The organism is Carnobacterium inhibens subsp. inhibens DSM 13024, from assembly GCF_000746825.1.
GTDB classification, from domain to species: Bacteria; Bacillota; Bacilli; order Lactobacillales; family Carnobacteriaceae; genus Carnobacterium_B; species Carnobacterium_B inhibens.
In genome coordinates, this window is the sequence record NZ_JQIV01000006.1 from 1,726,676 (window position 1) to 1,751,659 (window position 24,984).

Annotated in this window: 22 protein-coding genes; 7 read left to right on the top strand and 15 right to left on the bottom strand. The window is 34.2% G+C overall.

The features are described from left to right. Positions 1-113: 113 nt before the first annotated feature. The 4 genes from mnmE to BR65_RS13490 form a co-directional block, all read right to left on the bottom strand. Entirely contained in the window at positions 114-1,502 is a 1,389-nt protein-coding gene (gene mnmE / locus BR65_RS09490; protein WP_034537995.1) for a tRNA uridine-5-carboxymethylaminomethyl(34) synthesis GTPase MnmE, read from the bottom strand. A 227-nt stretch (positions 1,503-1,729) separates the two neighbouring features. Continuing rightward, positions 1,730-2,497 (bottom strand): DUF3891 family protein, encoded by a 768-nt coding sequence (locus tag BR65_RS09495; protein WP_034537996.1) that lies wholly within the window; start codon positions 2,495-2,497, stop codon positions 1,730-1,732. Between the two features lie 75 nt (positions 2,498-2,572). After that, positions 2,573-3,025 (bottom strand): ASCH domain-containing protein, encoded by a 453-nt coding sequence (locus BR65_RS09500; RefSeq protein WP_034537997.1) that lies wholly within the window; start codon positions 3,023-3,025, stop codon positions 2,573-2,575. A gap of 16 nt (positions 3,026-3,041) precedes the next feature. Continuing rightward, positions 3,042-3,641, bottom strand: a complete 600-nt coding sequence (locus BR65_RS13490; RefSeq protein WP_051932738.1) for a TraX family protein — start codon at positions 3,639-3,641, stop codon at positions 3,042-3,044. A 399-nt stretch (positions 3,642-4,040) separates the two neighbouring features. Here BR65_RS13490 and BR65_RS09510 point away from each other — a divergent pair, with 399 nt between their 5' ends. Further along, positions 4,041-4,853 carry a 3D domain-containing protein gene (locus BR65_RS09510; protein ID WP_023179670.1) on the top strand — a complete coding sequence of 271 codons (813 nt, stop codon included), beginning with the start codon at positions 4,041-4,043 and terminating at the stop codon, positions 4,851-4,853. 94 nt (positions 4,854-4,947) lie between these two features. Here the strand turns inward: BR65_RS09510 and ade are convergent, their stop codons facing one another. Further along, the gene (gene ade, locus BR65_RS09515; RefSeq protein ID WP_034537998.1) at positions 4,948-6,705 is read right to left on the bottom strand and encodes an adenine deaminase; all 1,758 of its coding nucleotides are present in this window, start codon (positions 6,703-6,705) and stop codon (positions 4,948-4,950) included. Between the two features lie 149 nt (positions 6,706-6,854). Between ade and treR the strand changes: the two genes are divergently transcribed. Beyond that, the gene (gene treR / locus BR65_RS09520) at positions 6,855-7,571 is read left to right on the top strand and encodes a trehalose operon repressor (RefSeq protein WP_023179674.1); all 717 of its coding nucleotides are present in this window, start codon (positions 6,855-6,857) and stop codon (positions 7,569-7,571) included. A gap of 43 nt (positions 7,572-7,614) precedes the next feature. Here the strand turns inward: treR and treC are convergent, their stop codons facing one another. The 10 genes from treC to rpmH form a co-directional block, all read right to left on the bottom strand. Then, positions 7,615-9,273: an alpha,alpha-phosphotrehalase gene (gene treC, locus BR65_RS09525; RefSeq protein ID WP_034537999.1), complete on the bottom strand. Its 1,659-nt coding sequence runs from the start codon at positions 9,271-9,273 to the stop codon at positions 7,615-7,617. Positions 9,274-9,296: 23 nt separating this feature from the next. Then, on the bottom strand, positions 9,297-10,805 hold the full coding sequence (treP, locus tag BR65_RS09530; protein WP_034538000.1) for a PTS system trehalose-specific EIIBC component: 1,509 nt from the start codon (positions 10,803-10,805) through the stop codon (positions 9,297-9,299). A 193-nt stretch (positions 10,806-10,998) separates the two neighbouring features. After that, positions 10,999-12,957, bottom strand: coding sequence for an ABC transporter permease (locus BR65_RS09535; protein WP_023179678.1), 1,959 nt, complete (start codon positions 12,955-12,957; stop codon positions 10,999-11,001). Beyond that, entirely contained in the window at positions 12,950-13,717 is a 768-nt protein-coding gene (locus tag BR65_RS09540; RefSeq protein WP_023179679.1) for an ABC transporter ATP-binding protein, read from the bottom strand. Before BR65_RS09540 ends, BR65_RS09535 begins: the two co-directional genes overlap by 8 nt. 120 nt (positions 13,718-13,837) lie before the next feature. Continuing rightward, complete coding sequence (locus BR65_RS09545) at positions 13,838-14,863, bottom strand: sensor histidine kinase (RefSeq protein ID WP_023179681.1); 1,026 nt, start codon at positions 14,861-14,863, stop codon at positions 13,838-13,840. Further along, positions 14,850-15,548 (bottom strand): response regulator transcription factor, encoded by a 699-nt coding sequence (locus tag BR65_RS09550; protein WP_034538001.1) that lies wholly within the window; start codon positions 15,546-15,548, stop codon positions 14,850-14,852. The genes BR65_RS09545 and BR65_RS09550 overlap by 14 nt, the downstream gene beginning before the upstream one ends. A gap of 213 nt (positions 15,549-15,761) precedes the next feature. Then, positions 15,762-16,559, bottom strand: coding sequence for an RNA-binding cell elongation regulator Jag/EloR (gene jag / locus BR65_RS09555; RefSeq protein ID WP_034538002.1), 798 nt, complete (start codon positions 16,557-16,559; stop codon positions 15,762-15,764). A gap of 35 nt (positions 16,560-16,594) precedes the next feature. Further along, positions 16,595-17,425 (bottom strand): YidC/Oxa1 family membrane protein insertase, encoded by an 831-nt coding sequence (locus tag BR65_RS09560; RefSeq protein ID WP_023179686.1) that lies wholly within the window; start codon positions 17,423-17,425, stop codon positions 16,595-16,597. 30 nt (positions 17,426-17,455) lie between these two features. Then, positions 17,456-17,794 carry a ribonuclease P protein component gene (gene rnpA, locus BR65_RS09565; RefSeq protein ID WP_023179688.1) on the bottom strand — a complete coding sequence of 113 codons (339 nt, stop codon included), beginning with the start codon at positions 17,792-17,794 and terminating at the stop codon, positions 17,456-17,458. A gap of 155 nt (positions 17,795-17,949) precedes the next feature. Further along, a complete protein-coding gene (gene rpmH, locus BR65_RS09570; protein WP_007725519.1) occupies positions 17,950-18,084 on the bottom strand; it encodes a 50S ribosomal protein L34 in 135 nt (44 codons plus the stop codon). 624 nt (positions 18,085-18,708) lie between these two features. On the opposite strand from rpmH, the gene dnaA reads away from it, so the two are divergent. From dnaA to gyrB, 5 genes are all read left to right on the top strand, one after another. Continuing rightward, the gene (gene dnaA / locus BR65_RS09575; protein ID WP_023176489.1) at positions 18,709-20,046 is read left to right on the top strand and encodes a chromosomal replication initiator protein DnaA; all 1,338 of its coding nucleotides are present in this window, start codon (positions 18,709-18,711) and stop codon (positions 20,044-20,046) included. A 202-nt stretch (positions 20,047-20,248) separates the two neighbouring features. Next, the gene (dnaN, locus tag BR65_RS09580) at positions 20,249-21,391 is read left to right on the top strand and encodes a DNA polymerase III subunit beta (RefSeq protein WP_023176490.1); all 1,143 of its coding nucleotides are present in this window, start codon (positions 20,249-20,251) and stop codon (positions 21,389-21,391) included. 265 nt (positions 21,392-21,656) lie between these two features. Continuing rightward, positions 21,657-21,905 (top strand): S4 domain-containing protein YaaA, encoded by a 249-nt coding sequence (yaaA, locus tag BR65_RS09585; protein WP_034538003.1) that lies wholly within the window; start codon positions 21,657-21,659, stop codon positions 21,903-21,905. Further along, complete coding sequence (gene recF / locus BR65_RS09590; protein WP_023176492.1) at positions 21,905-23,026, top strand: DNA replication/repair protein RecF; 1,122 nt, start codon at positions 21,905-21,907, stop codon at positions 23,024-23,026. Before yaaA ends, recF begins: the two co-directional genes overlap by 1 nt. Before the next feature lie 2 nt (positions 23,027-23,028). Further along, on the top strand, positions 23,029-24,966 hold the full coding sequence (gene gyrB, locus BR65_RS09595; protein ID WP_034538767.1) for a DNA topoisomerase (ATP-hydrolyzing) subunit B: 1,938 nt from the start codon (positions 23,029-23,031) through the stop codon (positions 24,964-24,966). The last annotated feature ends 18 nt before the right edge of the window (positions 24,967-24,984 follow it).

Genomic DNA, 24,984 nt, shown 5'->3' on the forward strand with positions numbered 1-24,984 from the left:
GTTGAGCTGCGTGTCTCATCCTCTCGAGAAAAAGATAAAACTTCTTCGGGGGAAAAAAACCCTACGAATTTTTCCTGTTTTCTTGTCGAGGATAAACGAGACACTCCGCATCCTTATTTTCCTAGACAAAATTGGCTGAATAATTGAGTTAGGAGTTCATCTTGGACGCTATCTCCTGTGATTTCACCTAATAGATCCCAACAACGTGTCATATCTATTTGAATCAAATCAACTGGCATGCCCATTTCTACTCCGCTGATAACCTCATCTAATGCAGCTTCTGCATCGTTTAATAAAGCGATATGACGCACATTAGAGACATAAGTAGCGTCTCGCTCACCTGTTTGGCCTGTAAAGAAGAGGTCTGCTATTTTCTTTTCTAAAACATCTACACCAGATTTAGATAAAATAGAGGTTTTCACAATACTTTCTGGTTCTACTAACTGTTCTAATTCATTTAAATCTAATTTATTTGGTAAATCGATTTTATTTAAAATAACAATACGATTATGGTGATTCGTTGCTTCAATTAAAGCTTTATCTTCTATTGTTAAAGGTTCACTTTGATTAAAGACTAATAAAACTAGATCTGCATCACTTAAGGCTTGGCGGCTTCGTTCTACACCAATTCGTTCAATAATATCTTCTGTTTCACGAATACCTGCTGTGTCTACAAGTTTTAACGGAACGCCTCTAACACTGATATATTCTTCAATCACATCTCGGGTTGTACCGGCAATATCGGTAACAATAGCTTTCTCTTCATCTAACAGATAATTTAATAAGCTAGATTTACCAACATTTGGCCGCCCAATAATTGCTGTTGCCAATCCTTCTCTTAAAATCTTTCCTTGACTAGCGGTTTCCAATAATTGTTGAATGGATGCTTTAACTATTTTAGCTTTTTCAATCAATAATTTTGACGTCATTTCTTCAACATCATCGTATTCAGGATAATCAATATTTACTTCTACTTGAGCTAAGGTATCTAATATTTCTACACGTAAGTTACGAATCAAATGAGATAAGTTCCCATCTAATTGCTTCAACGCAACATGCATAGCTCTATCTGTTTTAGCACGTATCAAATCCATTACTGCTTCTGCTTGAGACAAATCAATTCGTCCATTTAAGAAAGCCCGTTTAGTAAATTCACCGGGTTCTGCTAAGCGAGCTCCATTTTGTAAAACACATTGCAAGACTTGATTGACAGATGTAATACCACCATGACAATTAATTTCAACAACATCTTCTCTAGTAAAAGTTTTTGGCTCACGCATAACCGATACCATCACTTCATCAATTACTTCATTTGTCTTAGGATTTTCAATGTGACCATAGTGAATTGTGTGACTTTGTTGTTCAGTCAATGCTTTTGAACCAGATCTATATACACGATCTGCTATTTCAATAGCTTGTTCACCACTCAACCTTACTATTCCAATTGCTCCTTCACCAGGAGGCGTTGAAATGGCTGCAATTGTTTCAAATTCTAATGTCAAGCTCGTTCACTCCTTCTATTTTTTTGCACGAAAAAAGTGCCCACTCCACCCTTTTGCTCTTTACAAAAGGAATGGAAAGCACTTTGACTACTTTTATCATTCAGATAAGATTATTTAATTTTTAATGTTTCAGTTAATTTGTTGTTCCGTTAAGACTATACAAGTTCTCTAACTAATTGTCAATAACTTCGTCAGAATTTATTTTATACTCTTGTTGTCAATCTCTCTTACTCTTTTGGTCGAATATTAATCGTTATTTCTTCGTATTCAGCTTGATCGTAACTATCTAAAAGACCTTTTTCTGCAATAACTTTTTTTGAAACTATTTTTTGAACCAACTTACTGGTAATTGGTGCTTCAAAAGGAAAAACATCCAATGCAATCGTCTGTTCATCTACCCACACAGGTTTCATAGTGGGCTCTGCTAAACCCAGTTCCGAAGATAATGAAAGACCCTTTTTAAAGAATGGGTGAATTGTCTCTTGCGTAGCTCCTGGTTCATTAACACAAGCAAACACAGATATCGTATCGCCTAATGCCAGTAAAGCATAATGAAAATTAAATATGCGCTCATCAAAATTATCCAACGTTGCAATAATTCGTTTTTTTCTTTCCTCTTCTTGTTTAAGAAAAACTTGTGATTCTTCTGAAGAATCTTTTAAAAAGAACTGAATGTAATGTCTGCTGCATAACAAAGCTGCATATCGATCAACTTTTTCAACTGCATCAATACCATACGTATAAAAAATAACTTTCGGTGCTTTTGGAAAATCAAAAAGGGAGTATGGAACTTGTTTTTTATCATTCCAAAATGGAGTTCTGTCGAGATTTTCCCATCCATAGTCATGCATACGAATAGCATAATCCACTGATTTTCTTAACTGACTTCCTTGGAAAAGCCCTGATTCCCATTTAGCCATAACATCTCCAGCAAATTGAGCATGGTGCATTTGTTCAATCATGACAAAATCATTTTCACGTTCTCTAATAATCATAATGATACATCCTTTCAACTTATTCTGTTTTTAACTATACTCTTTCATCCTGTTACTAGTTAGTATACCACTCTTTTAAAGAAGCTTTTGTTTATAAATTACTTCAAATTCTTCACATACGACAGGGATATTATCATGAAACATCAATCCGCTTTTCTTATAGCCATTTTCAAAAAAAGTTTTATGTACGTTTCTCCAGTATTCTAAAGAACGGTCTCCTTCTCCTTCTTTGAATGCATGTTCTTTGGATACGTCTTGAAAAGGAACAACTGATACTTTAGTTGTTTTTGTGATACAGACTGCTTCTTCATCCGCATTTAATATAATATTTAACTCACCTTCTTCAGGCAGAGCTTCATTTTCTAAAGCATATTCTTCAAACGCAGAAGCTGTAGCCGTTTTTATTTTTTCAAAAGTTAACCGCGCCAACTCGTTTGCTTCTACTCCATAACTCCAAGCATTATAAGTTGTGTTCTGGTATTCAGGGTGAATTGAGATAAGCTCACTCCACATTTGTTGTGCGTTCATAACTATCATTCCTCCTTTATATAGTAGCTTTAATAATTAATAAGATTACTTGATGCAAAGGGTAATACAGATAGCCAAAAACTTTGGGTATCTTTTTACTACAGCTATAGTTCTCTATTAATAGTAGAAAAAGTGCTAAAAGCGCAAAAATTTGTAAAGATGAACCTATGAATAAATGCAGAACCAAAAAGAATAAGGCACCTATTTTCTTGTTCACAGATACCATACAATAAATAGACCAACCTAATAAAAAGCCATAAATTCCATATTCACAAAAGTAACTCAATAACAATGCTATACCAAAAAAGCGTTTATCTTTAACAGAAAGCGCAACTAAAGCTAGCGTAAACAATACGTTAAAGGTTGTTCCAGAATACAGGCTAATTGGAATAGTGAGCACACCCGTACCGATCAATTGGAACACATATTTTTTAAAGTTTCTGGTATGTTCAGTACCTTGAACAGTTGTATAGAGAAAACACGGGAACGCGATTCTTCCTATAATACGCAACCAAATAAGTTGAGGGAACAGGTAATAACCTATATGATCCATTGTCATTGTAATAATTCCAATCCATTTGATCGCATTGACTTTATCATAACTTTCTTTTGACATTTCATCCCTCCAATTGCCGAAATCAAGCCATTGTAAGCATTTTACCATTAAAGAAAAAGAACCTAAAGGGCTAATGTCTCTTATTCTTAAATGAATCAAAAGGGAGACTAAAATGACAAATTAAGTCATATTTTACGTTAAAATCCACTTTTTGTATTCTTTTAGTAAAGAAACTCTTCAAATAATACAGAAGTAATAAGAAACCATGACGAATGACGAAAAGCACTTCTCTTTTTTTTTTACCGTGGTAGGATAGCAATTGTTGAAGGAACGACTCCTTCATTTCTTATAGAGCTTAGAGCTCATATCTAACATTGTCGCTCAGAATCCACAGCCAACTTCTTTATATCTTATGTAGGCGAAAAACTATTTTTACAAAACAAAGGAGATCAAAAAAAAATGAAAAACTTTAAATCGAAATTTTTTGTAGCAAGCGCAACTTTAGCTTTAACAGGTGTCATGGCTGTTACAAATCCAACTGAAGCTTCCGCAGCAGAATATACTTCTAGTACTTGGGAAGCTCGTACAGTAAGTGAAATCAAACAAGACATTAAAAGTACTGAAGATGGAAGCACTGAATACACTATCCAATGGGGTGATACATTATCATCTGTAGCATTAGCAACTGATTTATCTATTACTGACTTAGTAGATGTTAATGATATTAACAATGCTAATACTATTTATAGCGGCAATACTATTTCTTTATCTGCGGACCATTCAACTGTTACTATCGAAACAACTGAAGAAACTAAAAGCTATGATGTTAGCGATTCTGAAGTTGTAGAAGTAGAACCTACTGTTGAAGAAGAAACTCCTGTAGTAAAAGAAACTCCAGCTGAAGAACCTGAAGTTGTAGAAGAAGTAGTAACAACTGAACCTGCTGTAACAGAAACAACAGAAGCAGAAACAACTTCTGCTCAATCTGGTAAGACAGTTACAGTTGAAGCAACAGCTTATTCTACAAACCAACCTGAATTATCAGACACAACGGCAACTGGAATCAACTTGAATGAAAATCCAAATGTTATTGCTGTTGACCCAAGTGTTATTCCTTTAGGATCAACGGTTTATGTTCCAGGATACGGTACTTTTATTGCTGGAGACACAGGTAGTGCTATCAACGGCAACCGTATCGACGTGCATATAACAGATTTAAACCAAGCATTAGCTTTTGGTAGACAAACAATGGAAGTTCAAATTTTAAATTAATCACGCTAAATTAAATTTAACTTATTCTTAACCCCCAATTTCGAATAGTTAAAAATCCACCTAAGAGGTTTTATCTCTTAGGTGGATTTTTTTGTTATTTTTCTTCAATTACTTGAATCGGAATGTGCGCAGAACGTTCAAAATCAAATAAACCTAAGTCTGTAATCTTTAATTTTGGAATAACTGGAAGGGTCAAAAAGGATAAAGTCAAAAATGGATTAAAATTTATACTCTCTCCTATAGTAGACACTGCTTGATTTAAAGCTTTTAGCTGCTCATTAACAACTGGATACTCCATTTCTGTCATTAATCCTGCTACGGGCAAAGCGAGTGACGCTAATACCTCTTCGCCTTCTACAACAGCTAACCCTCCATTGGTCTCAATTACTTGTTTAACAGCTTTAAGCATCTCTTGATCAGAAGTTCCCACTACAACTATGTTGTGTGAGTCATGGGCAACAGTTGTCGCTATCGCACCTTTCTTTAAACGGAACCCTTTTACTAATCCCAATCCTATATGATTCATTCCGTTGTGTCGTTCAATCACAGCAATTTTCAATTGATCTTTTTGGATAGAAGGAACAAAACACCCTTCTTCAATGGTTACTTCTTCTTTTAAATGGTTCGTCACCAAACTATTAGGAATGATTTCGATCACATTGCATATAGAATCCGTTAAAGGTATCAACAACGCTTCTACTGTTAGCTCTTGGACATTTATTCTAGCTAATTCTGGGCCTTTAAGGCCTTTTCCAATCTCATTTTTAAATAAAGATTCATTTAATTTACCATTATCTGAAATACAAACGCCTTTTTTAAAGACTTGCTTGATAGAAACAGTTTCTAAATCATCTAAAATTAAAAAATCTGCTTGGTAACCTGGAGCAATTGCTCCTAAATGATTAAGATTAAAGCATTCAGCTGTATTTAATGTTCCCATTTGTATAGCGGTTATCGGGTCTAAACCATTTTGAATAGCCAGTCGTATGATATGGTCGATACTTCCTTCTTCCAATAAATCATCAATTAATTTATCATCTGTGACAAATAGGCATCTGCGTGAATTTTTTGCCGTCACAGCCGGTAATAGCGCCATTAAGTCTTTTGCAACTGTACCTTCTCTAATCATCAAGTACATACCCATATCTAACCGGTCTTTTGCTTCTTTGGCATTGATGCTTTCGTGATCCGTACGAATTCCAGCTGCCATATAAATATTTAATTCTTCCTTTGTCAGCCCAGCAGCGTGTCCATCAATCAATCCATTAGATTCTTGAACCATTGCAATTTTATCCATCATAAAGCTGTCACCATTTTTTACAGAAGCAAAATCCATGACTTCTGCTAGACCTAATACTTCAGGCGCAGATAAAAATGGGCTAAGCTCCTCAGCATTTAGTAATGCCCCATTATTTTCAAATTTTGTTGCTGGTACACAAGAAGACAGCATCACATAAATATCCATTGGCAGTCGTGTCGCTTCATCGATCATAAATTGAATGCCATTTACTCCAGCTACATTAGCAATTTCATGTGGGTCTGTCACTACGCTTGTTACACCATGTTGCAATACAATCTTTGAAAATTCTTTTGGGGTTAATAAAGAACTCTCAATATGAACATGTCCATCAATCAATCCTGGTATGATTATTTTATTGTGAGCATCAATTGTTTTGGCTCCCTCATATGAACCGATTCCAGCAATCACCCCATCTACGATTGCAATATCTCCGCTCATTAATTCTCCTGTAAATACGTTTACGATCATTCCATTTTTTACGACTAAATCGGCAGGCGTTTTTTTAGCAGATACGCTGATTCTTTTCTCCAATGTTGACGTTCTTAAATTCATCAAAAGCCTCCTGATCTTTGTTTTTAATTTTATATTCTACAATACACTAGCTAGATTTAAAAACAACTTTTATTTTGTTTTATTTGTAAGTTTTTCCTATTTTATTATGTTAAAATACAGGTTAAGGATAGGGAATGTGAGGATTCTATATGAGTAAGTTTAATGAAATTTTTTTAGATCTCGAAGCAGCTATTTTAAACCAACGCTTTATTTCTGGAGATCTTTTACCTAGCGAAAATGAATTAGTAAAACAATACAATGTTTCCCGTGAAACAATACGAAAAGCTTTAAACCTGCTATTAGAAAAAGGCTATATTCAAAAAATCCAAGGTAAAGGTTCTGTTGTTTTAGACGTGAAACGGTTTGATTTTCCTGTTTCAGGCTTAACCAGCTATAAAGAGCTTCAAGTAGCTCAACAAATGAATAGCCAAACTATTGTGATGCATAACGGTTTGCAGCCTGTCTCTCAAGAGTTAGCGGATCATTTAACTATTCCTTTGAATACGCCAGTTTTGTATCTTGAACGTTTACGAAAAGTAAATGGCGAAGTGGTTATTGTAGATAAAGATTATCTGCTCACTTCTATTGTTCCAAGTATTCCAACAGATGCAGCTGAAGATTCATTGTATCATTACATTGAACATACATTAGGTCTGACTATTGGGTATGCTCAAAAAGAAATAACGGTAGATCCTATTACAGAAGAAGACAAGCAGCTGATGAATTTAAAAGATGACACCCATGTCGTGGTTGTAAGAAGCGATGTTTATCTAGAAAACACAACACTTTTTCAACATACTGAATCTCGTCATCGTTTAGATCGTTTTCGTTTCGTTGATTTTGCCAGACGTCGAAATTCTCTTTAAACAAAAAAAGGAAACTGATAAATTATCAGTTTCCTTTTTTGTTTTAATTAGCTTCAAAATAAAAAGCAATTGTTTCATACGGACCTAATTCTAAGTTAGCAGTTAAGGTTCTTTCTTCTTTATTGCCGATAAGATAACGACTAGATCTATTTAAAAATTCTTCTGGAATTTCCAAAGTCACATGATCTGAATAGAAATGATTAAATACAAGCAGTTGTTCTCCCTCATATTCTCTTACATAACCATAAACACTTGGATGATCCATCATGATCCCACGGTAATCCCCTTCAGAGATTACTTTCAACTCTTTTCTTAATTGAATAAGCTTTTTATAAAAATCAAAGATGGTTCCTTCTGCTCGTTCTTTTTCTACATTGATTTGATGGTAATTTTCAGTTAATTTTATCCAGGGTTGTCCCGTAGTAAAACCGGCATTTTTTTCGTTTGTCCATTGCATTGGTGTGCGGCTATTGTCACGAGATTTACTTTTAATGATCTCCATAATTTCTTCATGTGGCAGATCTTTTGCTTGTAGTTCTTTATAAGCATTATGTGTTTCCACATCTACATAATCTGTGATGTCTTGAAATTCTGGATTTGTCATCCCAATTTCTTCCCCTTGATAAATATAAGGGGTACCTCGAAGTAAATGAATCGTCTGAGCTAACAGCTTAGCAGAAGCTTCAAAGTGATTCACAGGATCTCCAAAGCGGCTGATGGCACGCGGCTGATCATGATTATTCCAGAATAGCGCATTCCAACCATTACCTTTAGACATGCCTTCTTGCCAATCATTTAATAATTCTTTTAATTCCATAAAATCAAATGGTGTTTTGCTCCATTTTTCACCATCTAAATAATCGACTTTCAAGTGATGGAAACTAAAGACCATAGACAACTCTTGTTTGTCAGGATTAGAATAAACAGTCCCATTTTCAATCGTTGTTGAAGACATTTCCCCAACTGTCATCATATTCGAGTATTTCCCAAAAGTTTTTTGGTTCATTTCATGAATAAATTCATGTGCGATTGGCCGATCTGTATACAACGATTTTCCTACTCCATCTTCTGCATCTAAAAGTAGTTCCTCTTTACCAATAACATTAATCACATCAAACCGGAATCCTTTTACTCCTTTTTCTAACCAAAAATTGACAACGTTAAAAACTTCTTCTCTTACTTCCGGATTACGCCAATTTAAATCTGCTTGGGATACATCATATAAATGCAAGTACTCTTTTCCCGTATCAGCAAAAGGAGCCCAAGCTGGGCCTCCAAATTTTGAGACCCAGTTTGTCGGGTGGCTTCCATCTGCTTTTGGTTCACGTAAGATATAATAATCTTGGTATTTCTTTTCACCTTTGAGCGCCCGTTGGAACCACTCATGTTCAATAGAAGTATGGTTCAAAACCATATCCAACATAATTTCCAACTTATGCTCTTTAGTTACAGCGATGAGTTCCTCAAAATCTTCCATCGTTCCAAATAATGGATCAATTTCTACATAATTAGCGATATCATAGCCATTATCTTTTTGCGGAGAAATGAAGAAGGGGTTGATCCATAACACATCAACACCTAATTCTGCTAGATAAGGAATCTTTTCAATAATTCCTCTTAAATCTCCTACTCCATCTCCATTAGAATCCTTAAAAGATTTTGGGTAAATTTGATACACGACTTTCTCATGAAAGGTACTCATTTTTATTCCTACTTTCTAAAAAATTATTTCCCTAATTCAGGTTCTGTAATAGTAACTTGGTCAGATTTATTCAAGATGTTATATTTACGGAATACAATTGTTAAGACAAACGGTACCACTATTGCAATCGCCATACAAAGGAAGAAGATTGGCCAATATTGGTTTTGGATAGATAAGAATCCTGGAATTCCACCAACACCGATTGAATTTGCTGTCACGTTGAAAGTAGTAGATACTAACCCAGCAAGACCTGAACCGATCATAGCCGCAACAAATGGGTAAATGTATTTAATATTGATTCCGAACATAGCGGGTTCTGTTACACCTAAATAACAAGAGATAGCTGCTGGAATAGAAACTTGTTCTTCTTTTTCATTACCACGATGTAAGAAAATAATCGCTAATACAGCTGAACCTTGAGCAATATTTGATAAAGCGATCATTGGCCATAAGTTTGTTCCTTGGAAGTCAGCAATCAGCTGTAAATCGATCGCATTCGTCATATGGTGCAAACCTGTAATAACCAATGGTGAATATAAGAACCCAAACAAGGCACCAAACAACCAGCTAAATGAGCTTCCTAATCCTGCATAAACGACACTTGAAACCCAGTTTCCTATAACCCAACCAATTGGTCCTAAAACCGTGTGAGCAATCAAAACCGTTGGAACTAAAGCAAAGAATGGTACAAAAATCATTGAAATAGCTTGCGGAACTATTTTACGCAATCCTAATTCTAAATAAGCTAATACAAATCCGGCTAACATAGCAGGAATAACTTGTGCTTGGTACCCGATCATGTCAATTGTGAAATAACCAAAATCCCAAACTGGAATGTCTGCTGCTGCCGTTCCGGCAACTGCATATGCATTCAATAATTGAGGTGACACTAGTGTGATCCCTAGAACGATTCCTAAAATTTGAGTGGTTCCCATTTTTTTAGCAACACTCCACGTGATACCTACTGGTAAGAAGTGGAAAATAGCTTCTCCGATCAGCCATAAGAACGAGTTGACTCCACTCCAAAACTGACTGACATTAACGATTGTATTGTAAACTGGTTCTCCAGCACTGTTGACTTGCGCTACACCATCTACCATCGCTTGACCAAGAGATTCCATTGGAATGGCTTCCAAAATATTTCGGAATCCTAAAATCAACCCTCCGACAATAATTGCTGGAATAATAGGTGAGAAGATCTCTGCTAAAACGGACATAGCACGTTGTACAGGATTTTGATTTTGTTTACTTGCTGCTTTTACTTCGTCTTTCGATACGCCTTCTTTGCCGGAAATTTTAGAAAATTCATTATAAAATGTGGCAACATCATTACCAATAATAACTTGATACTGTCCGGCTTGAGTAAACGTACCTTTAACTGCTGGAATTTCTTCTATTTTTTTGCTGTCTGCTTTTGCAGGATCATTTAATACGAAACGCATGCGGGTAGCACAGTGACTGACTGCAGAAATATTATTAGGGCCTCCGACGTCTTCCAATAGCTGTTTTGCATCTTGCTTGTAATCTGCCATTTTTTTTCCTCCTAAGAAAAAGTTATAAGTGCAACTTGTATATACAAGTACAATGTACCGTTTTCTTTTGGAAAATGCAAGCGTTTTATCTTCCTTTTTTCTGCTAACTGATTTTTATAAACATAATCGCTTTTTAAGCACAAAAAAAGGCTGACATAAAAGAAAAAAATTCTTATGTCAGTCCTTACTTTCTCTATTTAACAATACTATAGTAAACTTTTGAAGTTACTTGATAAATGATGCCATAAATCAGACTATAGCCAACAATTACCCCTGCAAAACACCAAAAGACTAATGATGTATTTACTACATTAAAAAGAATTAACAATTTTTGAATAAGTGGAAAGGCAAAGGCAACATGAATCACCGCAACTACTAAAGGCAATAGGAACATCCAAATAATTTGTAAACGAGTCGTTTTACGTATCATTTGTTTATCTAATCCCACTTTCTGCATGATCTGGAATTTTTCTCGATCGTCATAGCCTTCTGAAACTTGTTTAAAGTATGTGATTAAAGCTGCTCCAAAGACAAACAACAATCCAAGGAAAATGCCTAAGAATAAAAAGCCGCCATTCATATTATATAATTCATCACTGAAGAGTTCTTTTGACTCATAAAATGACCCGTCTTTACTGTTTAGTATTTCATCTAGTTTCTTAGAATAGCTTTTTTTCTGTTCTTGGGTCCCAGTCGTATTCCAAGAAATCATCGCTTCCGTAGTAAAAGGATATTCATTTTCTGATAACTGATCTTCGTAATCAATAATAGACTGACGAACCTCATTTGATTGGACGATAATAAACTCAGGTGATTTCACCTCTTCATCAATTTTGATAGGACTTTTATTTATTGACTCAATCTGATAAGTTGTATCTCCTATGAGCAATGTAGTCAAGTCATCGCTATTTTTTAAGTTGTAAACCAACATTTCATCAGAGTCTAAATCAATTGATTGGTTTGTCATTTGTTCATAATCTTCTTGTACCAGTATATTGACAAAAAATGTTTCTTTTGCAGAATAATTAACTTTATCACCAACAATCAATTCATTATCCTCTAATTGTGTAGCTAAAGAATAAGAGGAGTAACTTTCTGTACCGGTTACTTCTAAACCTAATTTTTCTGTTTCTTTTTGTATCTCTTGCAATTCTTCTTCTTTATTGACATCTGTAAAATAAGTTATTTTATTTTCATAAGGATATAAGCGATCTAAAGTTCCTTGTATTCCAATAAAGACAGCTAATGTAGTCGATACTACAACGATGACCATCGTTGCTAAGATAGTAATATTAGCTAATCCAGTGGCGTTTTGTTTCATTCGATAAAGCATACCAGAAATTGAAATAAATGGGCTTGGACGGTAATATAATTTCTTATTTTTCTTCAATGCTTTTAGGATAAATATTGATCCGGAAATGAATAAGAAATACGTACCTACAATAACCAAAAGGACTGCAAGTAAAAAGTAAATCATTGCATTCAATGGGTCATTAATCGTTACAGACAGATAATAACCTGATCCAATCAATAATAAAGATAGAATAAAAAGGGTAATAGAACTTTTGGGTTCCCGTTCTCCTGTTTGTTTTCCTTTGATCAATTGAATTGGGTTAGAAAACGTTACTTGAGTGATATTATAGATCAACGTCACCAAAAAGATGAGAACAAATAATCCAATCGTGATCATTACAGCATTCAATGTGAAAGGAAAAGACATTTTTACGCCAAATTTCAAAGCATAATTTAAAACAAGAAAAGCAAGTTCCCCCAATAAATGTCCAATAATCAATCCTAAAAGGATGCTAGAAAAGCTTGTTACGACTGATTCAATCGTCAATATCCTAGAAACATGTTTCTTCTTCATTCCTAGTATCGCGTACAACCCAATTTCTTTTTTCCGTCGTTTTATCAAGAAACTATTGGTATACAAAATAAACAGAAAGGAGAACACCCCAATGACTACTGCTCCAATAGTAAACAACATCGGTAAGGATGCGTTTCTCGTTTGTACAAACTTATTCCCCATTAAAGCAACCATCATATAAAACATCGCTACTGTAGCAATAGAAGCAAAAATATAAGGTAGATAAATTTGCTTATTAGATTTAATGTTTCGTAGAGCTAACTTAGAAAAAAAACCTTTATTCATGTTGTTCACCTCTATTAGCTAGTACGATTAATGCTTGAGAAATTTTGTCCATGAACTGATCTGGCGTTTGTTCTCCACGGTAAATTTCATGGTACACTTCACCATCTTGAATGAACAAGACCCGATTCGAATAAGCAGCAGCTCTTGTACTATGAGTAACCATGATAATGGTTTGTCCAGCGTTATTGATGGTTTCAAAAGTTTCTAACAGGCTTTGGCTGGATTTTGAATCTAATGCTCCAGTTGGCTCATCAGCAAGAAGCAATTTCGGATTAGTGATCAAGGCACGAGCTACAGCTGCGCGTTGTTTTTGTCCTCCAGACACTTCATAAGGATAATTATTGATCAGTCCATCAATATTCAGTTTTTTGACAATCGGCATTAACCGATTTTCCATTTCAGTAATCGGTGTATTTGATAATACCAGTGGCAATAAAATATTGTCTTTGATTGAAAAGTTATCCAATAAGTTGAAGTCTTGGAATACAAAGCCTAAATAATCTCTACGGAAATTGGAAATATCGCTGTCCTTGATGCCTGTTAAATCTTTTCCTTCCAGCAAAACCTCACCATCAGTTGCAGTATCAAGGGTTGCTAAAATATTTAATAAACTTGTTTTACCAGAACCTGACTCTCCCATAATGGAGACAAATTCTCCTTTTTCTACTGAAAAATTCACGTCTTTTAAAGCCTGCACTTCTTGCGTTGAGAACCTTCCTGTATACGTCTTTTTTAAATGACTCACTTCTAATAATGTCATAATTATTTCCTCCTGTTCATTTCTCTATTTCTATTACTAGTTTAATAAAAATGAACAATGCTTGCTTTTATCTTTTCTTACAGATGGTGATTAAACCTTACACTTTCGTAAGATTCAGTATTAATAATCTTTTATTAGTGAAGTTCGGGCTAAATCGATTATTACTTTAGTGCCTTTTCCTACAATTGACTTGATTGACATCTCATGACCAAGGCGTTTTGTAATTTCCTGACTAAGAAATAAGCCCAACCCTGTTGATTTTTCGTGAATTCTTCCATTAAAGCCAGAATACCCACGTTCAAAAATACGCGGCAAATCTTCAGAGCGAATGCCAATACCGGTATCTTCAATAATGAGTTGGTCTTCCTTAGTTGGGCTCATATAAATTTTTATCTTACCGCCTTCAGGAGTGTATTTCAGACTATTAGAAAGAATTTGTTCAACTAATACCCTCAACCATTTCTCATCGGATAAAATACTTTTGTTGGTTTCTTGATAATCTAATTGGATACGATTGTAAATAAATAAAATCGAAAACTTCTTAACCGTTTCTTTGATCACTCGGTCAAGCGAAACTTGTACAAAGTCTAAATCAGAACCGCTTTGCTCTATTTTCAAATAATTCAATGCCATATGTGTATAGTTTTCAATCTGCAGCAACTCTTGTTCCATTTGATGGGTAAATTTTGATTTATTGTCCCGTTGCATCAATAAGCTGATAGCTGAAATGGGTGTTTTGATCTGATGCAGCCACAAGGTAAAATAGTCTATCTGAGACGTATTGCGTTGCTGACTCTTTTTTTTGACTTGTTGTATTTCTTCTATTAACTTTTCAATTTTAAGATGAAAAAAATCTTCACTCGAATCACGATTAGAGGACAATTGCTTCAATGTATCGATTGGGTCTTTATCTAATCGCTCCAACAAACGAAATCGTTTATAGTACCTTGAAAATTTAAACAAGAAGAAACACCCGCCTATAAATAGCGAAAGTTCAATACTAAATACTAAAAAGTACAATGGCAATTGTCCTAATACATAAATAAAGCTAAACACACTTAGGTTAAGTACATATGCTAAAAAGAACGAATAGTTAGCTTTTATAAACGCCTTGAGAATATCTATCACTTTATTAGTTGATTTCAATAGAGTCATCATCCTTTTGCAGGCCATACCCATAACCTTTTTTTGTGATAATAAATGAAGTCAAGTCCAATTCAGCTAGTTTTTTTCGCAAACGATTGATATTGACTGCTAATGTATTATCATCAATAAACGAATCATTTTCCCATAATTTCATCATAATCGCCTCGCGCGAAACAAAAGCCCCTTTTTGTATAAATAAGACTTCTAAAATTTTCATTTCGTTTTTGGTCAGTTCAACTTCCTGATCCATATATTGAATCTTTAGTTCACTCGTTTTTAGATAGACTTGTTGATAGCTTAAATAAGCATCATTGCCCGTAAAATCATACGTTCTGCGCAATAGAGCTTGTATTTTAGCTAACGCTACTGTTAAATCAAATGGTTTACTAATAAAGTCATCTGCTCCCATTTGAATAGCCATCACAATATCCATTCGTTCACTTTGAGAAGAAATAAAAATAATCGGTACTTGCGAGACTTTGCGAATTTCTGTACACCAGTAATAACCATTAAAATATGGCAGCTTAATATCGATTAAGACTAATTGAGGTGTTTCATGTGTAAAAGTATCCATAACAGCATTAAAATCTGTTACATGAAACGCATCGTATTGCCATTTCGTCAACTCTTCTTGTAAACTTGAAGCAATTACCAAGTCATCTTCAATAATCATAATTTTAACCATTTTACGCACCTACTTATCTTTAATTATTTACTACATACTATACAGGATTACTTTCCGTCAGCCTATTAGACTTTTGGCTTAGTAAAAATTTTTGATTCTTTAATTATTTTACAAAAAAAAGAGGCTGAGACAAAAATCCCAGCCACTTCTTTATATACGAATGTTTATTCTAAAACGTGCTCCAAAAAGCAGACTCAATTCTAATAAACACTTCTATTTTAATTCAACCACTAAGTAGCGGTGCGGTTCATTACCTTCTGAGTGAGTGACCACAGATTCGTCTTTGCTTAAATAAAAATGAATTTGCTTTCTTTCAGAAGCAGGCATAGGTTCTAAGAACACAGGTTGCTTTGTACGACGGACTTTCAGAGCAGTTCGCTCAGCTAACTCTCTTAATGCCATTTCTCTACGTTCACGATAATCGCCAACATTCACGATTGCAACAAACTTTGTTTTAGCATGACGATGAAGTAAAACTTGAGCTAATGATTGCAAAGCATTCAATACTTTACCATTTTTGCCTATAATGAGACCTGCTTTTTCTGTTTCAATATGAAAGACTACTTGTTCTTTCGTTTTTTCAACAGTAACAGTACTGGAAATACCCATTTTCTGTGCAATTTCTTGAAGATATTCCGATACCATTTTAATAGCCTCTTCATCATCCTGTTCGCTGTCAGTTTCTTTAGAAAGAGTTTCATCTTCCAAAAGATTATTTTCTATTAAATTAGAAGTTTCTTCTGTTAAAGGTTTGATTTCTTGAGTTGAATCTGTTGGTTTGTTTTTTATTTCTTCTTTAATAACCGATTCTCCAAAGAATTCTTTACCATTGTTGTCAGCTACAATTTTTGTGACTGTTACAATAGCTTCTTTCTTACCAATTCCAAAAACACCTTTTCTACCTTGATCGACCACTTTAATAGAAGCTTCTTCTTTACTGATTCCCAATTCTTTCAACGCTTTTTGAGTAGCTTTATCTACCGTTTCAGCTCTAACTGTATACTTATTCATTTGCCTACCTCCATTCTGCACATTTTTATTTTAATTTACTTTTTTTTCTTTTTCTTAGGTTTCAACGCTTTTTCAAGAGCTCGTTGGCGTTCTCGTTCAACTCTTATTTTTTCTTCACGTTCTTTTTTGATTTTGAAAGGATTATTTAACAATAACGTTTGTCCAACAGAAAAAGCATTACCTACAACCCAGTATAGTGACAATGCACTTGGCAATGTGATCCCCATAAATAAAATCAATGCTGGCATGATATACATCATAGATGTTGTCGTTGGATTTGACTCTGCTTGGCTCATACTAGATAACTTAGTCGTTCCATATGTTAATGCAGCAGCCAAGATTGGTAAGATAAAATAATGATCTGGTTCTCCCAGGTTCATCCATAAGAAGTTTCCAGTTTTCAATACATCTGTACGACTGATTGCTTGATACATGGCAATTAACACTGGCATTTGGATCAATAAAGGCAAGCAACCTGCTACAGGATTGACTCCTGCTTCTGCATATAATTTAGAAGTCTCTTCTTTTAATTTGTTTTGTGTATCTGTATCTTTAGAAGCATACTTTGTTTGCAATTCTTTTAATTGCGGTTGTAACTCTGCCATTTTTTGAGTACTTTTTGTTTGGCGGTGCATAATAGGTAAAAGAATCAATCGAATGATCAATGTGAAAATAATGATCCCTATTCCATAACTTCCACCAAATAAATTAGAAAACCAAATAATCACACGAGAAAAATTTAAAATAATGTATCTATCCCAAATTCCTGTGCTTTGTTCTGTAATGGGTGAAGTACCACAACCCACTAACACTACTGCTAATAAAACTGTTCCTAACAAAAGAAGTAATCGCTTACGTTTATTCACGGCCTAGCCTCCACTCTAAATAAGTACATTCTATCTTAATAATTTAGCAAGCTTCAATACATGTAGCAAGCTTTTTTTCGTTTCCTTCATTGTCATATCTGCTACTGGTGGGCGAGCGATAACAATAAAATCTTTTTCTGCTTTTAATTGCGGTTTTAATTCTGTTAAACTTTGTCTGATTCTTCTCTTAACATTATTACGCATAACAGCATTTCCTATTTTTTTGCCGACAGAAATTCCTACCCGAAAATGGGATTGATCTTTTTTATCGATCACATAAATGACAAATTGACGATTTGCTGATGATTTGCCATGATGAAAAACTTTTTGAAATTCTGTTTCTTTTTTGACACGATAGGCTTTTCGCATTAAAATAACCTCTCATCTCTTTAAATTAGTAAAATTCACTCCTATTTCATCGAATAAGCAATAAAATTACTCCTTAATTGGCTATTTATACATACCAACTACTGAGTAATTTTATTCAAATCCTAAAAAAAAAGACCACTGAAACGTTCAGTGATCTATGCAGACAATACTTTTCTACCTTTACGGCGTCTACTTTGTAATACATTACGTCCATTTTTAGTACTCATGCGTTTACGGAAACCATGTACTTTTTGACGTTTACGTTTTTTAGGTTGGTAAGTTCTTTTCATACGTGATACACCTCCTGTAAAAACTATCTCTCACATTACTATTTTAAAATTATCCAAAGACAGTCTAGATTATTATAACGAAGAAAAAATAGTCTTGTCAAGCATAATTCCCCTATTTTTATTCATTCACTCAAGTATGATAGCATATTTTTACTTAATAAGAAACATTCTTTTGCAAATTCTTTTTTTAATTCTTTATTTTCTTATCTTTTATTAAGGCTTGCTAAGATCTCAGATGTATTTTTTCATCCAAATTAAAGATATCCACAAGTGGGTAACTTTATCCACATAGCTGGGCACGACTTTTTTTATTTTTTTCTTATCCCATACTTATCACCTACTTATCCACATAAGAACATGCTGTGCAAAATCTTTATCCCCCGAGCATTAAAAATTGTGTATAAGTTTTGAAAATCTCATTAAATCAACTTTTACAGTCTATCGCTTATCCACAATCCAGCGTAATTTTTTGTCTATAAATAAAGTTATCCACTGACGTTTTCGACCTGTGTATAACTTTATTTACAGGCCGTGTATAAATTTTTCTTTAAAAAAACTACTTGTGGAAAACTTTTTATAAAGATGCTAAAATAACATAGACACATTTTATAAGGAGGTTCTCTTTTGGACGATTTACAAACATTATGGAATTTTTTAAAAGAAAAATTCAAAGAATCGCTTTCCAAAGTTAGCTACGATACGTGGATAGAGAGTGCCAGCCCGATACGTATCACAGATAACAACATTATTATTGAAGTCCCTTCTTCTTTACATAAAGAATATTGGGAAAATAATTTAGCTACACGAATTGTTGAAAATATATATGAATACTCTAGTCGTGAAATTTCTCCATTGTTTGTTATTAAAAATGAGCAAGACACACCTGCCAATGGAAATAATGTTCTTCGTAATGAAGTTCCTAAAAAAACTTTATTTAAAAGGGATATACAATTAAATACAAAATATACTTTTGATACATTCGTTATCGGCAAAGGAAATCAAATGGCACATGCTGCGGCATTAGTCGTTGCAGAAGAACCAGGAACAATTTATAATCCTTTATTTTTCTATGGAGGAGTCGGTCTTGGTAAAACCCATTTAATGCATGCGATTGGCCATCAAATGTTGCTGCTAAACCCTGATGCACGCGTCAAATATGTTAGTAGTGAAACATTTGCAAATGATTTTATTAATTCTATCCAAAACAAAACACAAGAAAAATTTAGGAATGAATACCGCAGTGTTGATTTACTTTTAGTAGATGATATTCAATTTTTTGCAGATAAGGAAGGTACTCAAGAAGAATTCTTCCATACCTTTAATGCTTTGTATGATGATCGTAAACAAATCGTACTTACCAGTGATCGTTTGCCTAATGAAATTCCTAAATTACAAGAACGTTTAGTCTCAAGATTTGCTTGGGGCCTATCAGTAGACATAACCCCACCAGATTTGGAGACAAGAATTGCAATTTTAAGAAAGAAAGCAAATGCTGAACGTTTAGAAATTCCGGGCGATACCTTAAGTTATATCGCTGGCCAAATTGATTCAAATATCAGAGAATTAGAAGGTGCACTGGTTCGCGTACAGGCTTATGCAGCAATAGAAAGCAGAGATATTACAACTAGTTTAGCTGCAGATGCATTAAAAAGTATGTTGCCTTCAGCAAAACCATCAACACTTACCATATTGGACATTCAAAATGCGGTCAGTAAGTATTATCAATTATCTATTGCAGATCTTAAAGGTAAAAAGCGGATCAAATCGATTGTATTACCAAGACAAATTGCTATGTATTTATCACGAGAATTGACTTCAAATTCATTACCAAAAATTGGTGCTGAATTTGGTGGAAAAGACCACACTACTGTTATTCATGCTTATGAGAAAATCGTCCATGCTTTATCAACTGATGATCAATTAAAACAAGAATTAGCCGATATTAAGAAAAAATTAAGCTGATTTAATATCTGAATAGCAGTTTTTTTTATTTTACACATGTGCATAACTAGTAGACTTATCCTTTTTTTATCAACAACTTATCCACATGTGTAAAACCTTTTAGATAAGCTGATTGTCATAGTTTTCCACAGTATCAACAAGCCCTACTACTATTACTAAAGAACTTATTAAATAAATTAAACTATACTTGGAGGTAAATTTAATGAAATTTACAATAAAAAGAAGTGCTTTTTTAAAAAGCTTATCTGATGTACAACGTGCCATTTCTTCTAGAACAACTATCCCTATTTTGACAGGACTAAAAATCATTGCGAATGATGAAGGATTAACACTAACAGGTAGCGATTCTGATATCTCAATTGAAGCGTTTATTCCCGTATCAGAAGAAGATAATCTCTTGACCATTGAAAAAACAGGTGGAATTGTTTTACAAGCACGCTTTTTTAGCGAAATCGTAAAAAAACTTCCTGAAGAAACAATGACAATTGAAATATTGGATCATTTCCAAGCGTTGATCACTTCTGCAACAGCTTCATTTACAATCAATGGTTTAGATCCTAATAACTACCCACATTTGCCTATTATTGATACATCAGAATCATTTACTTTGCCCGTAAATTTATTTAAGCAAGTGATCGGTCAAACTGTTATTGCCATTTCAACTCATGAAAGTCGTCCAATATTAACAGGAGTAAACATTATTATTGAGAATGGAAAGTTCTTAGCCGTTGCCACAGATAGTCATCGTTTAAGTCAACGTGTCATTCCTTTAGAAATGAATGAAGAACAAGCGAATAAAAAATACAACATTATTATTCCTGGTAAAAGTTTGATAGAGTTATCCCGCACACTAGATGAAACCTCTGATACGATTGAAATGATGATCACTGAAAATCAAGTTTTATTTAAAGCCGAAAACATGTATTTTTATTCTCGTTTACTAGAAGGATATTATCCTGACACAAAACGTCTGATTCCAGATAATTCCTCTACTGAAATTAGTTTTAACGCAAGTTCACTATTAGGATCTATTGAGCGAGCATCATTACTTTCACATGAAGGAAAGAATAACGTTGTAAAAATAACGATTAATCCTAATTTAGTTGAAATTTCAGGAAATTCTCCTGATGTGGGAAATGTAAAAGAAGAATTAGATTACCAATCTGTTGAGGGAGAACCTATTGAACTTTCATTTAACCCAGATTATATGAAAGATGCATTGAGAACTTTTGGTCAAACAGATATAAAAATAAAATTCACTTCTCCAGTACGACCATTTATTTTAGTTCCTAGTGAAAATGCTCAAGATTTTATTCAATTGATCACTCCAGTTCGAACTTTTTAAGATTGATTAAGCAAAAAACTACTTTCCAAATATTTTGGAAAGTAGTTTTTTTATATTATTGTCCAGATAACCATGTTTTTTTCGTTTTAAGCAATTATGGAACATTTAAGGTCTTTTTTTATCTTTCAGCTAAAATCGATGATAGTAGGGTTATTTTTAGATTCAATTGTATTATTGACGAAAAAAGAGTATAATAAGATTAATAAGCGGCAACGTTATGCGTGGATTATTTCCACGCTTATTTTATTGAGAAGTAGGTGAAAACATGAAAAAAACAATTAAAATCGATCGTGAATTTATTACATTAGGCCAATTTTTGAAACATGTAAATATTATCAGCAGTGGCGGTATGGCTAAATGGTATTTGTCTGAACATACAATTCTTCTAGATAACGAAGTTGAAAATCGTAGAGGAAAAAAAATCTATCCTGGTTCTGTTGTTGAAATACCTGATGAAGGAACTTATTTTATCCAAGCAGAAAGTCCAGCTGAATTAAAAGAGGACGAAAAATAATGTTATTGAAAGAAATCCATCTTTCCAATTATCGTAATTATGAGCAGGCTGAAGTTGTCTTTTCTGAAGGAATTAACGTTTTCTTAGGAGAAAATGCTCAAGGAAAAACAAGTTTGATGGAAGCTATTTATGTATTAGCCATGGCTAGAAGCCATAGAACAGGCAATGATAAAGAAACGATACGATGGGAACAAGATTTTGCACGGGTAAGTGGAAGAATACAAAAAAAAAATACTACTTTTCCACTTGAAATCTCTATTTCTAAAAAAGGAAAAAAAGCAAAGTTTAATCATTTGGAACAAAAGAAACTGAGTGAATACATTGGCAATTTAAATGTTATTTTATTTGCTCCAGAGGATCTATCTTTGGTAAAAGGATCACCTTCTGTTAGAAGAAAATTTTTAGATATGGAAATGGGGCAGATGAGCCCTATTTATTTACACCATCTTGTACAATACCAACATCTTTTAAAGCAACGAAATAGCTATCTCAAACAACTAAGCATGAAGAAAGAAAAAGATTTAACTTTTTTAGATATTTTGACGGAACAATTAGCTGAATACGGTGCAGCTATCTTGTTAGAACGTTTTTCGTTTGTAAAAAAATTAGAAAACTGGGCTAAACCTGTTCACCATGAAATTTCTAAACAAAAGGAAATACTTGAAATTGATTATTCATGTAGTTTGAAAATCACAAATGAATTGAGTAAAGAACAGCTTTATTCAGATTTGATGAAAGCATTTGAACAAGGTCGTCAAAGAGAGTTAGAACAACGAACCACTATATTTGGTCCTCATAGAGATGACTTGAAATTTAAAGTGAATGATAAAGATGTCCAAACCTATGGTTCTCAAGGCCAGCAAAGAACAACGGCATTAAGTGTTAAATTGGCAGAAATCGATTTGATGAAAGAAATGACTGGTGAATACCCAGTATTATTACTAGACGATGTTTTATCAGAATTGGATGATGAACGTCAAACACATTTATTGAAAGCTATTCAAAATAAAGTCCAAACGTTTTTAACAACGACTAGTTTAGATGGAATAAAGAAGAATATGTTGGATACGCCAAAAGTTTTTCTGATCAATAACGGCCAAGTAGAAATGGAGAGTGAATGAGTGTGTCTGAAGAAATAAAAAGCAAAAAAGATTTAGCAAAAGAATATGATGCGAGTCAAATACAAGTTCTAGAAGGGCTAGAAGCTGTTCGTAAACGTCCAGGTATGTACATTGGCGCAACAAGTAGTGAAGGACTTCATCATTTAGTGTGGGAAATCGTAGATAACTCAATTGATGAAGCATTAGCGGGCTTTGCTGATGAGATTAATTTAAGTATTGAAAAAGATGAAAGTATTATTGTTATGGATAATGGACGTGGAATCCCTGTCGATATCCAAGCTAAAACAGGTCGTCCAGCATTAGAAACGGTATTTACGATTCTGCATGCAGGGGGTAAATTCGGTGGCGGAGGATACAAAGTTTCCGGTGGTCTACATGGTGTTGGATCTTCAGTTGTTAATGCGCTTTCGACTACGCTAGATGTCTATGTTTATAAAGATGAAAAGATTTATCACCAACAATACGCTCAAGGAAAAGTTGTCCATGACGTAGAAGTAATCGGTGAAACGGATAAACATGGAACAACTGTCCATTTTGTGCCGGATCCTGAGATCTTTAAAGAAACAGTTGAATTTAATTTTGACAAATTAGCTACACGTGTACGCGAATTAGCTTTCTTAAATAAAGGCTTAAAAATCACAATAGAAGATAAGCGCGAAGATAAAAAACAATTTTTAGAGTACCACTATGAAGGTGGTATTAAGAGTTACGTCGAATTTCTGAACGAAAATAAAGTTGTTTTATATGATGAACCTATTTTTCTAGAAGGTGAACAACAAGGAATCACAATCGAAGTAGCTATGCAACATACAGACGGTTACCATAATAATTTAATGAGTTTTGCCAACAATATCCATACTTATGAAGGTGGAACACATGAATTCGGTTTTAAGACAGCATTGACTCGTGTGATAAATGACTATGCTAAAAAGAATAAAATAATTAAAGAAAACGAAGAAAATCTAACTGGAGAAGATGTGCGTGAGGGATTAACGATCGTCTTATCTATTAAACATCCAGATCCTCAATTTGAAGGACAAACGAAGACCAAATTAGGGAACTCTGAAGCACGTACGATTACGGACCGCTTATTTTCTGCGCATTTTGAAAAATTTTTAATGGAGAACCCGCAAGTAGCGCGTCAAATTGTTGAAAAAGGCTTACTAGCTGCTAGAGCCCGTTTAGCTGCTAAAAGAGCTCGTGAAGTAACACGTAAAAAGAGTGGACTAGAGATAAGCAACCTTCCTGGTAAACTAGCTGACTGTTCAAGCAAAGATCCTTCTATCAGCGAATTATTTATCGTTGAGGGAGATTCTGCCGGTGGTTCTGCTAAGCAAGGACGCTCAAGACTATTTCAAGCGATTTTACCGATTCGTGGAAAAATATTAAATGTAGAAAAAGCAACATTAGATAGAATTTTAGCGAATGAAGAAATCCGTTCGTTATTTACAGCAATGGGAACTGGATTCGGTAGTGATTTTGATGTTTCTAAAGCTCGTTACCATAAATTGGTTATTATGACAGATGCCGATGTCGATGGAGCACATATTCGTACCTTATTGTTGACATTATTTTATCGATACATGCGTCCAATAGTTGAAGCGGGTTATGTTTACATCGCTCAGCCTCCTTTGTATCAAGTGCGTCAAGGTAAAAAAATGGCGTATTTAGATTCAGATGAAGAATTAGATGATTATTTGAAAGAAATTCCTCTTTCACCAAAACCTGTTATTCAACGATACAAAGGTCTTGGAGAAATGGATGCTGAACAATTATGGGAAACAACTATGAATCCAGAAAATAGACGGATGCTGCAAGTTACTGTTGATGATGCTATTGAAGCAGATAAAAGTTGTGATATGTTAATGGGTGACCGTGTTGAACCAAGACGTCAATTTATCGAAGACAATGCGCGTTATGTGCAGAATTTAGATATTTAATCCAAATAGGAGGACAAT

What these genes read in the sequence shown, in the direction of transcription:
- BR65_RS09495 (WP_034537996.1), bottom strand. Translation starts at nt 2,497, where the DNA reads ATGATTATTAGAGAACGTGAAAATGATTTTGTCATGATTGAACAAATG.
- BR65_RS09510 (WP_023179670.1), top strand. Translation starts at nt 4,041, where the DNA reads ATGAAAAACTTTAAATCGAAATTTTTTGTAGCAAGCGCAACTTTAGCT.
- BR65_RS09540 (WP_023179679.1), bottom strand. Translation starts at nt 13,717, where the DNA reads ATGACATTATTAGAAGTGAGTCATTTAAAAAAGACGTATACAGGAAGG.
- ade (WP_034537998.1), bottom strand. Translation starts at nt 6,705, where the DNA reads ATGAATTTAAGAACGTCAACATTGGAGAAAAGAATCAGCGTATCTGCT.
- jag (WP_034538002.1), bottom strand. Translation starts at nt 16,559, where the DNA reads ATGAATAAGTATACAGTTAGAGCTGAAACGGTAGATAAAGCTACTCAA.
- BR65_RS09550 (WP_034538001.1), bottom strand. Translation starts at nt 15,548, where the DNA reads ATGGTTAAAATTATGATTATTGAAGATGACTTGGTAATTGCTTCAAGT.
- treC (WP_034537999.1), bottom strand. Translation starts at nt 9,273, where the DNA reads ATGAGTACCTTTCATGAGAAAGTCGTGTATCAAATTTACCCAAAATCT.
- yaaA (WP_034538003.1), top strand. Translation starts at nt 21,657, where the DNA reads ATGAAAAAAACAATTAAAATCGATCGTGAATTTATTACATTAGGCCAA.
- BR65_RS13490 (WP_051932738.1), bottom strand. Translation starts at nt 3,641, where the DNA reads ATGTCAAAAGAAAGTTATGATAAAGTCAATGCGATCAAATGGATTGGA.
- dnaN (WP_023176490.1), top strand. Translation starts at nt 20,249, where the DNA reads ATGAAATTTACAATAAAAAGAAGTGCTTTTTTAAAAAGCTTATCTGAT.
- treP (WP_034538000.1), bottom strand. Translation starts at nt 10,805, where the DNA reads ATGGCAGATTACAAGCAAGATGCAAAACAGCTATTGGAAGACGTCGGA.
- rnpA (WP_023179688.1), bottom strand. Translation starts at nt 17,794, where the DNA reads ATGCGAAAAGCCTATCGTGTCAAAAAAGAAACAGAATTTCAAAAAGTT.
- BR65_RS09500 (WP_034537997.1), bottom strand. Translation starts at nt 3,025, where the DNA reads ATGAACGCACAACAAATGTGGAGTGAGCTTATCTCAATTCACCCTGAA.
- BR65_RS09535 (WP_023179678.1), bottom strand. Translation starts at nt 12,957, where the DNA reads ATGAATAAAGGTTTTTTTTCTAAGTTAGCTCTACGAAACATTAAATCT.
- rpmH (WP_007725519.1), bottom strand. Translation starts at nt 18,084, where the DNA reads ATGAAAAGAACTTACCAACCTAAAAAACGTAAACGTCAAAAAGTACAT.
- treR (WP_023179674.1), top strand. Translation starts at nt 6,855, where the DNA reads ATGAGTAAGTTTAATGAAATTTTTTTAGATCTCGAAGCAGCTATTTTA.
- recF (WP_023176492.1), top strand. Translation starts at nt 21,905, where the DNA reads ATGTTATTGAAAGAAATCCATCTTTCCAATTATCGTAATTATGAGCAG.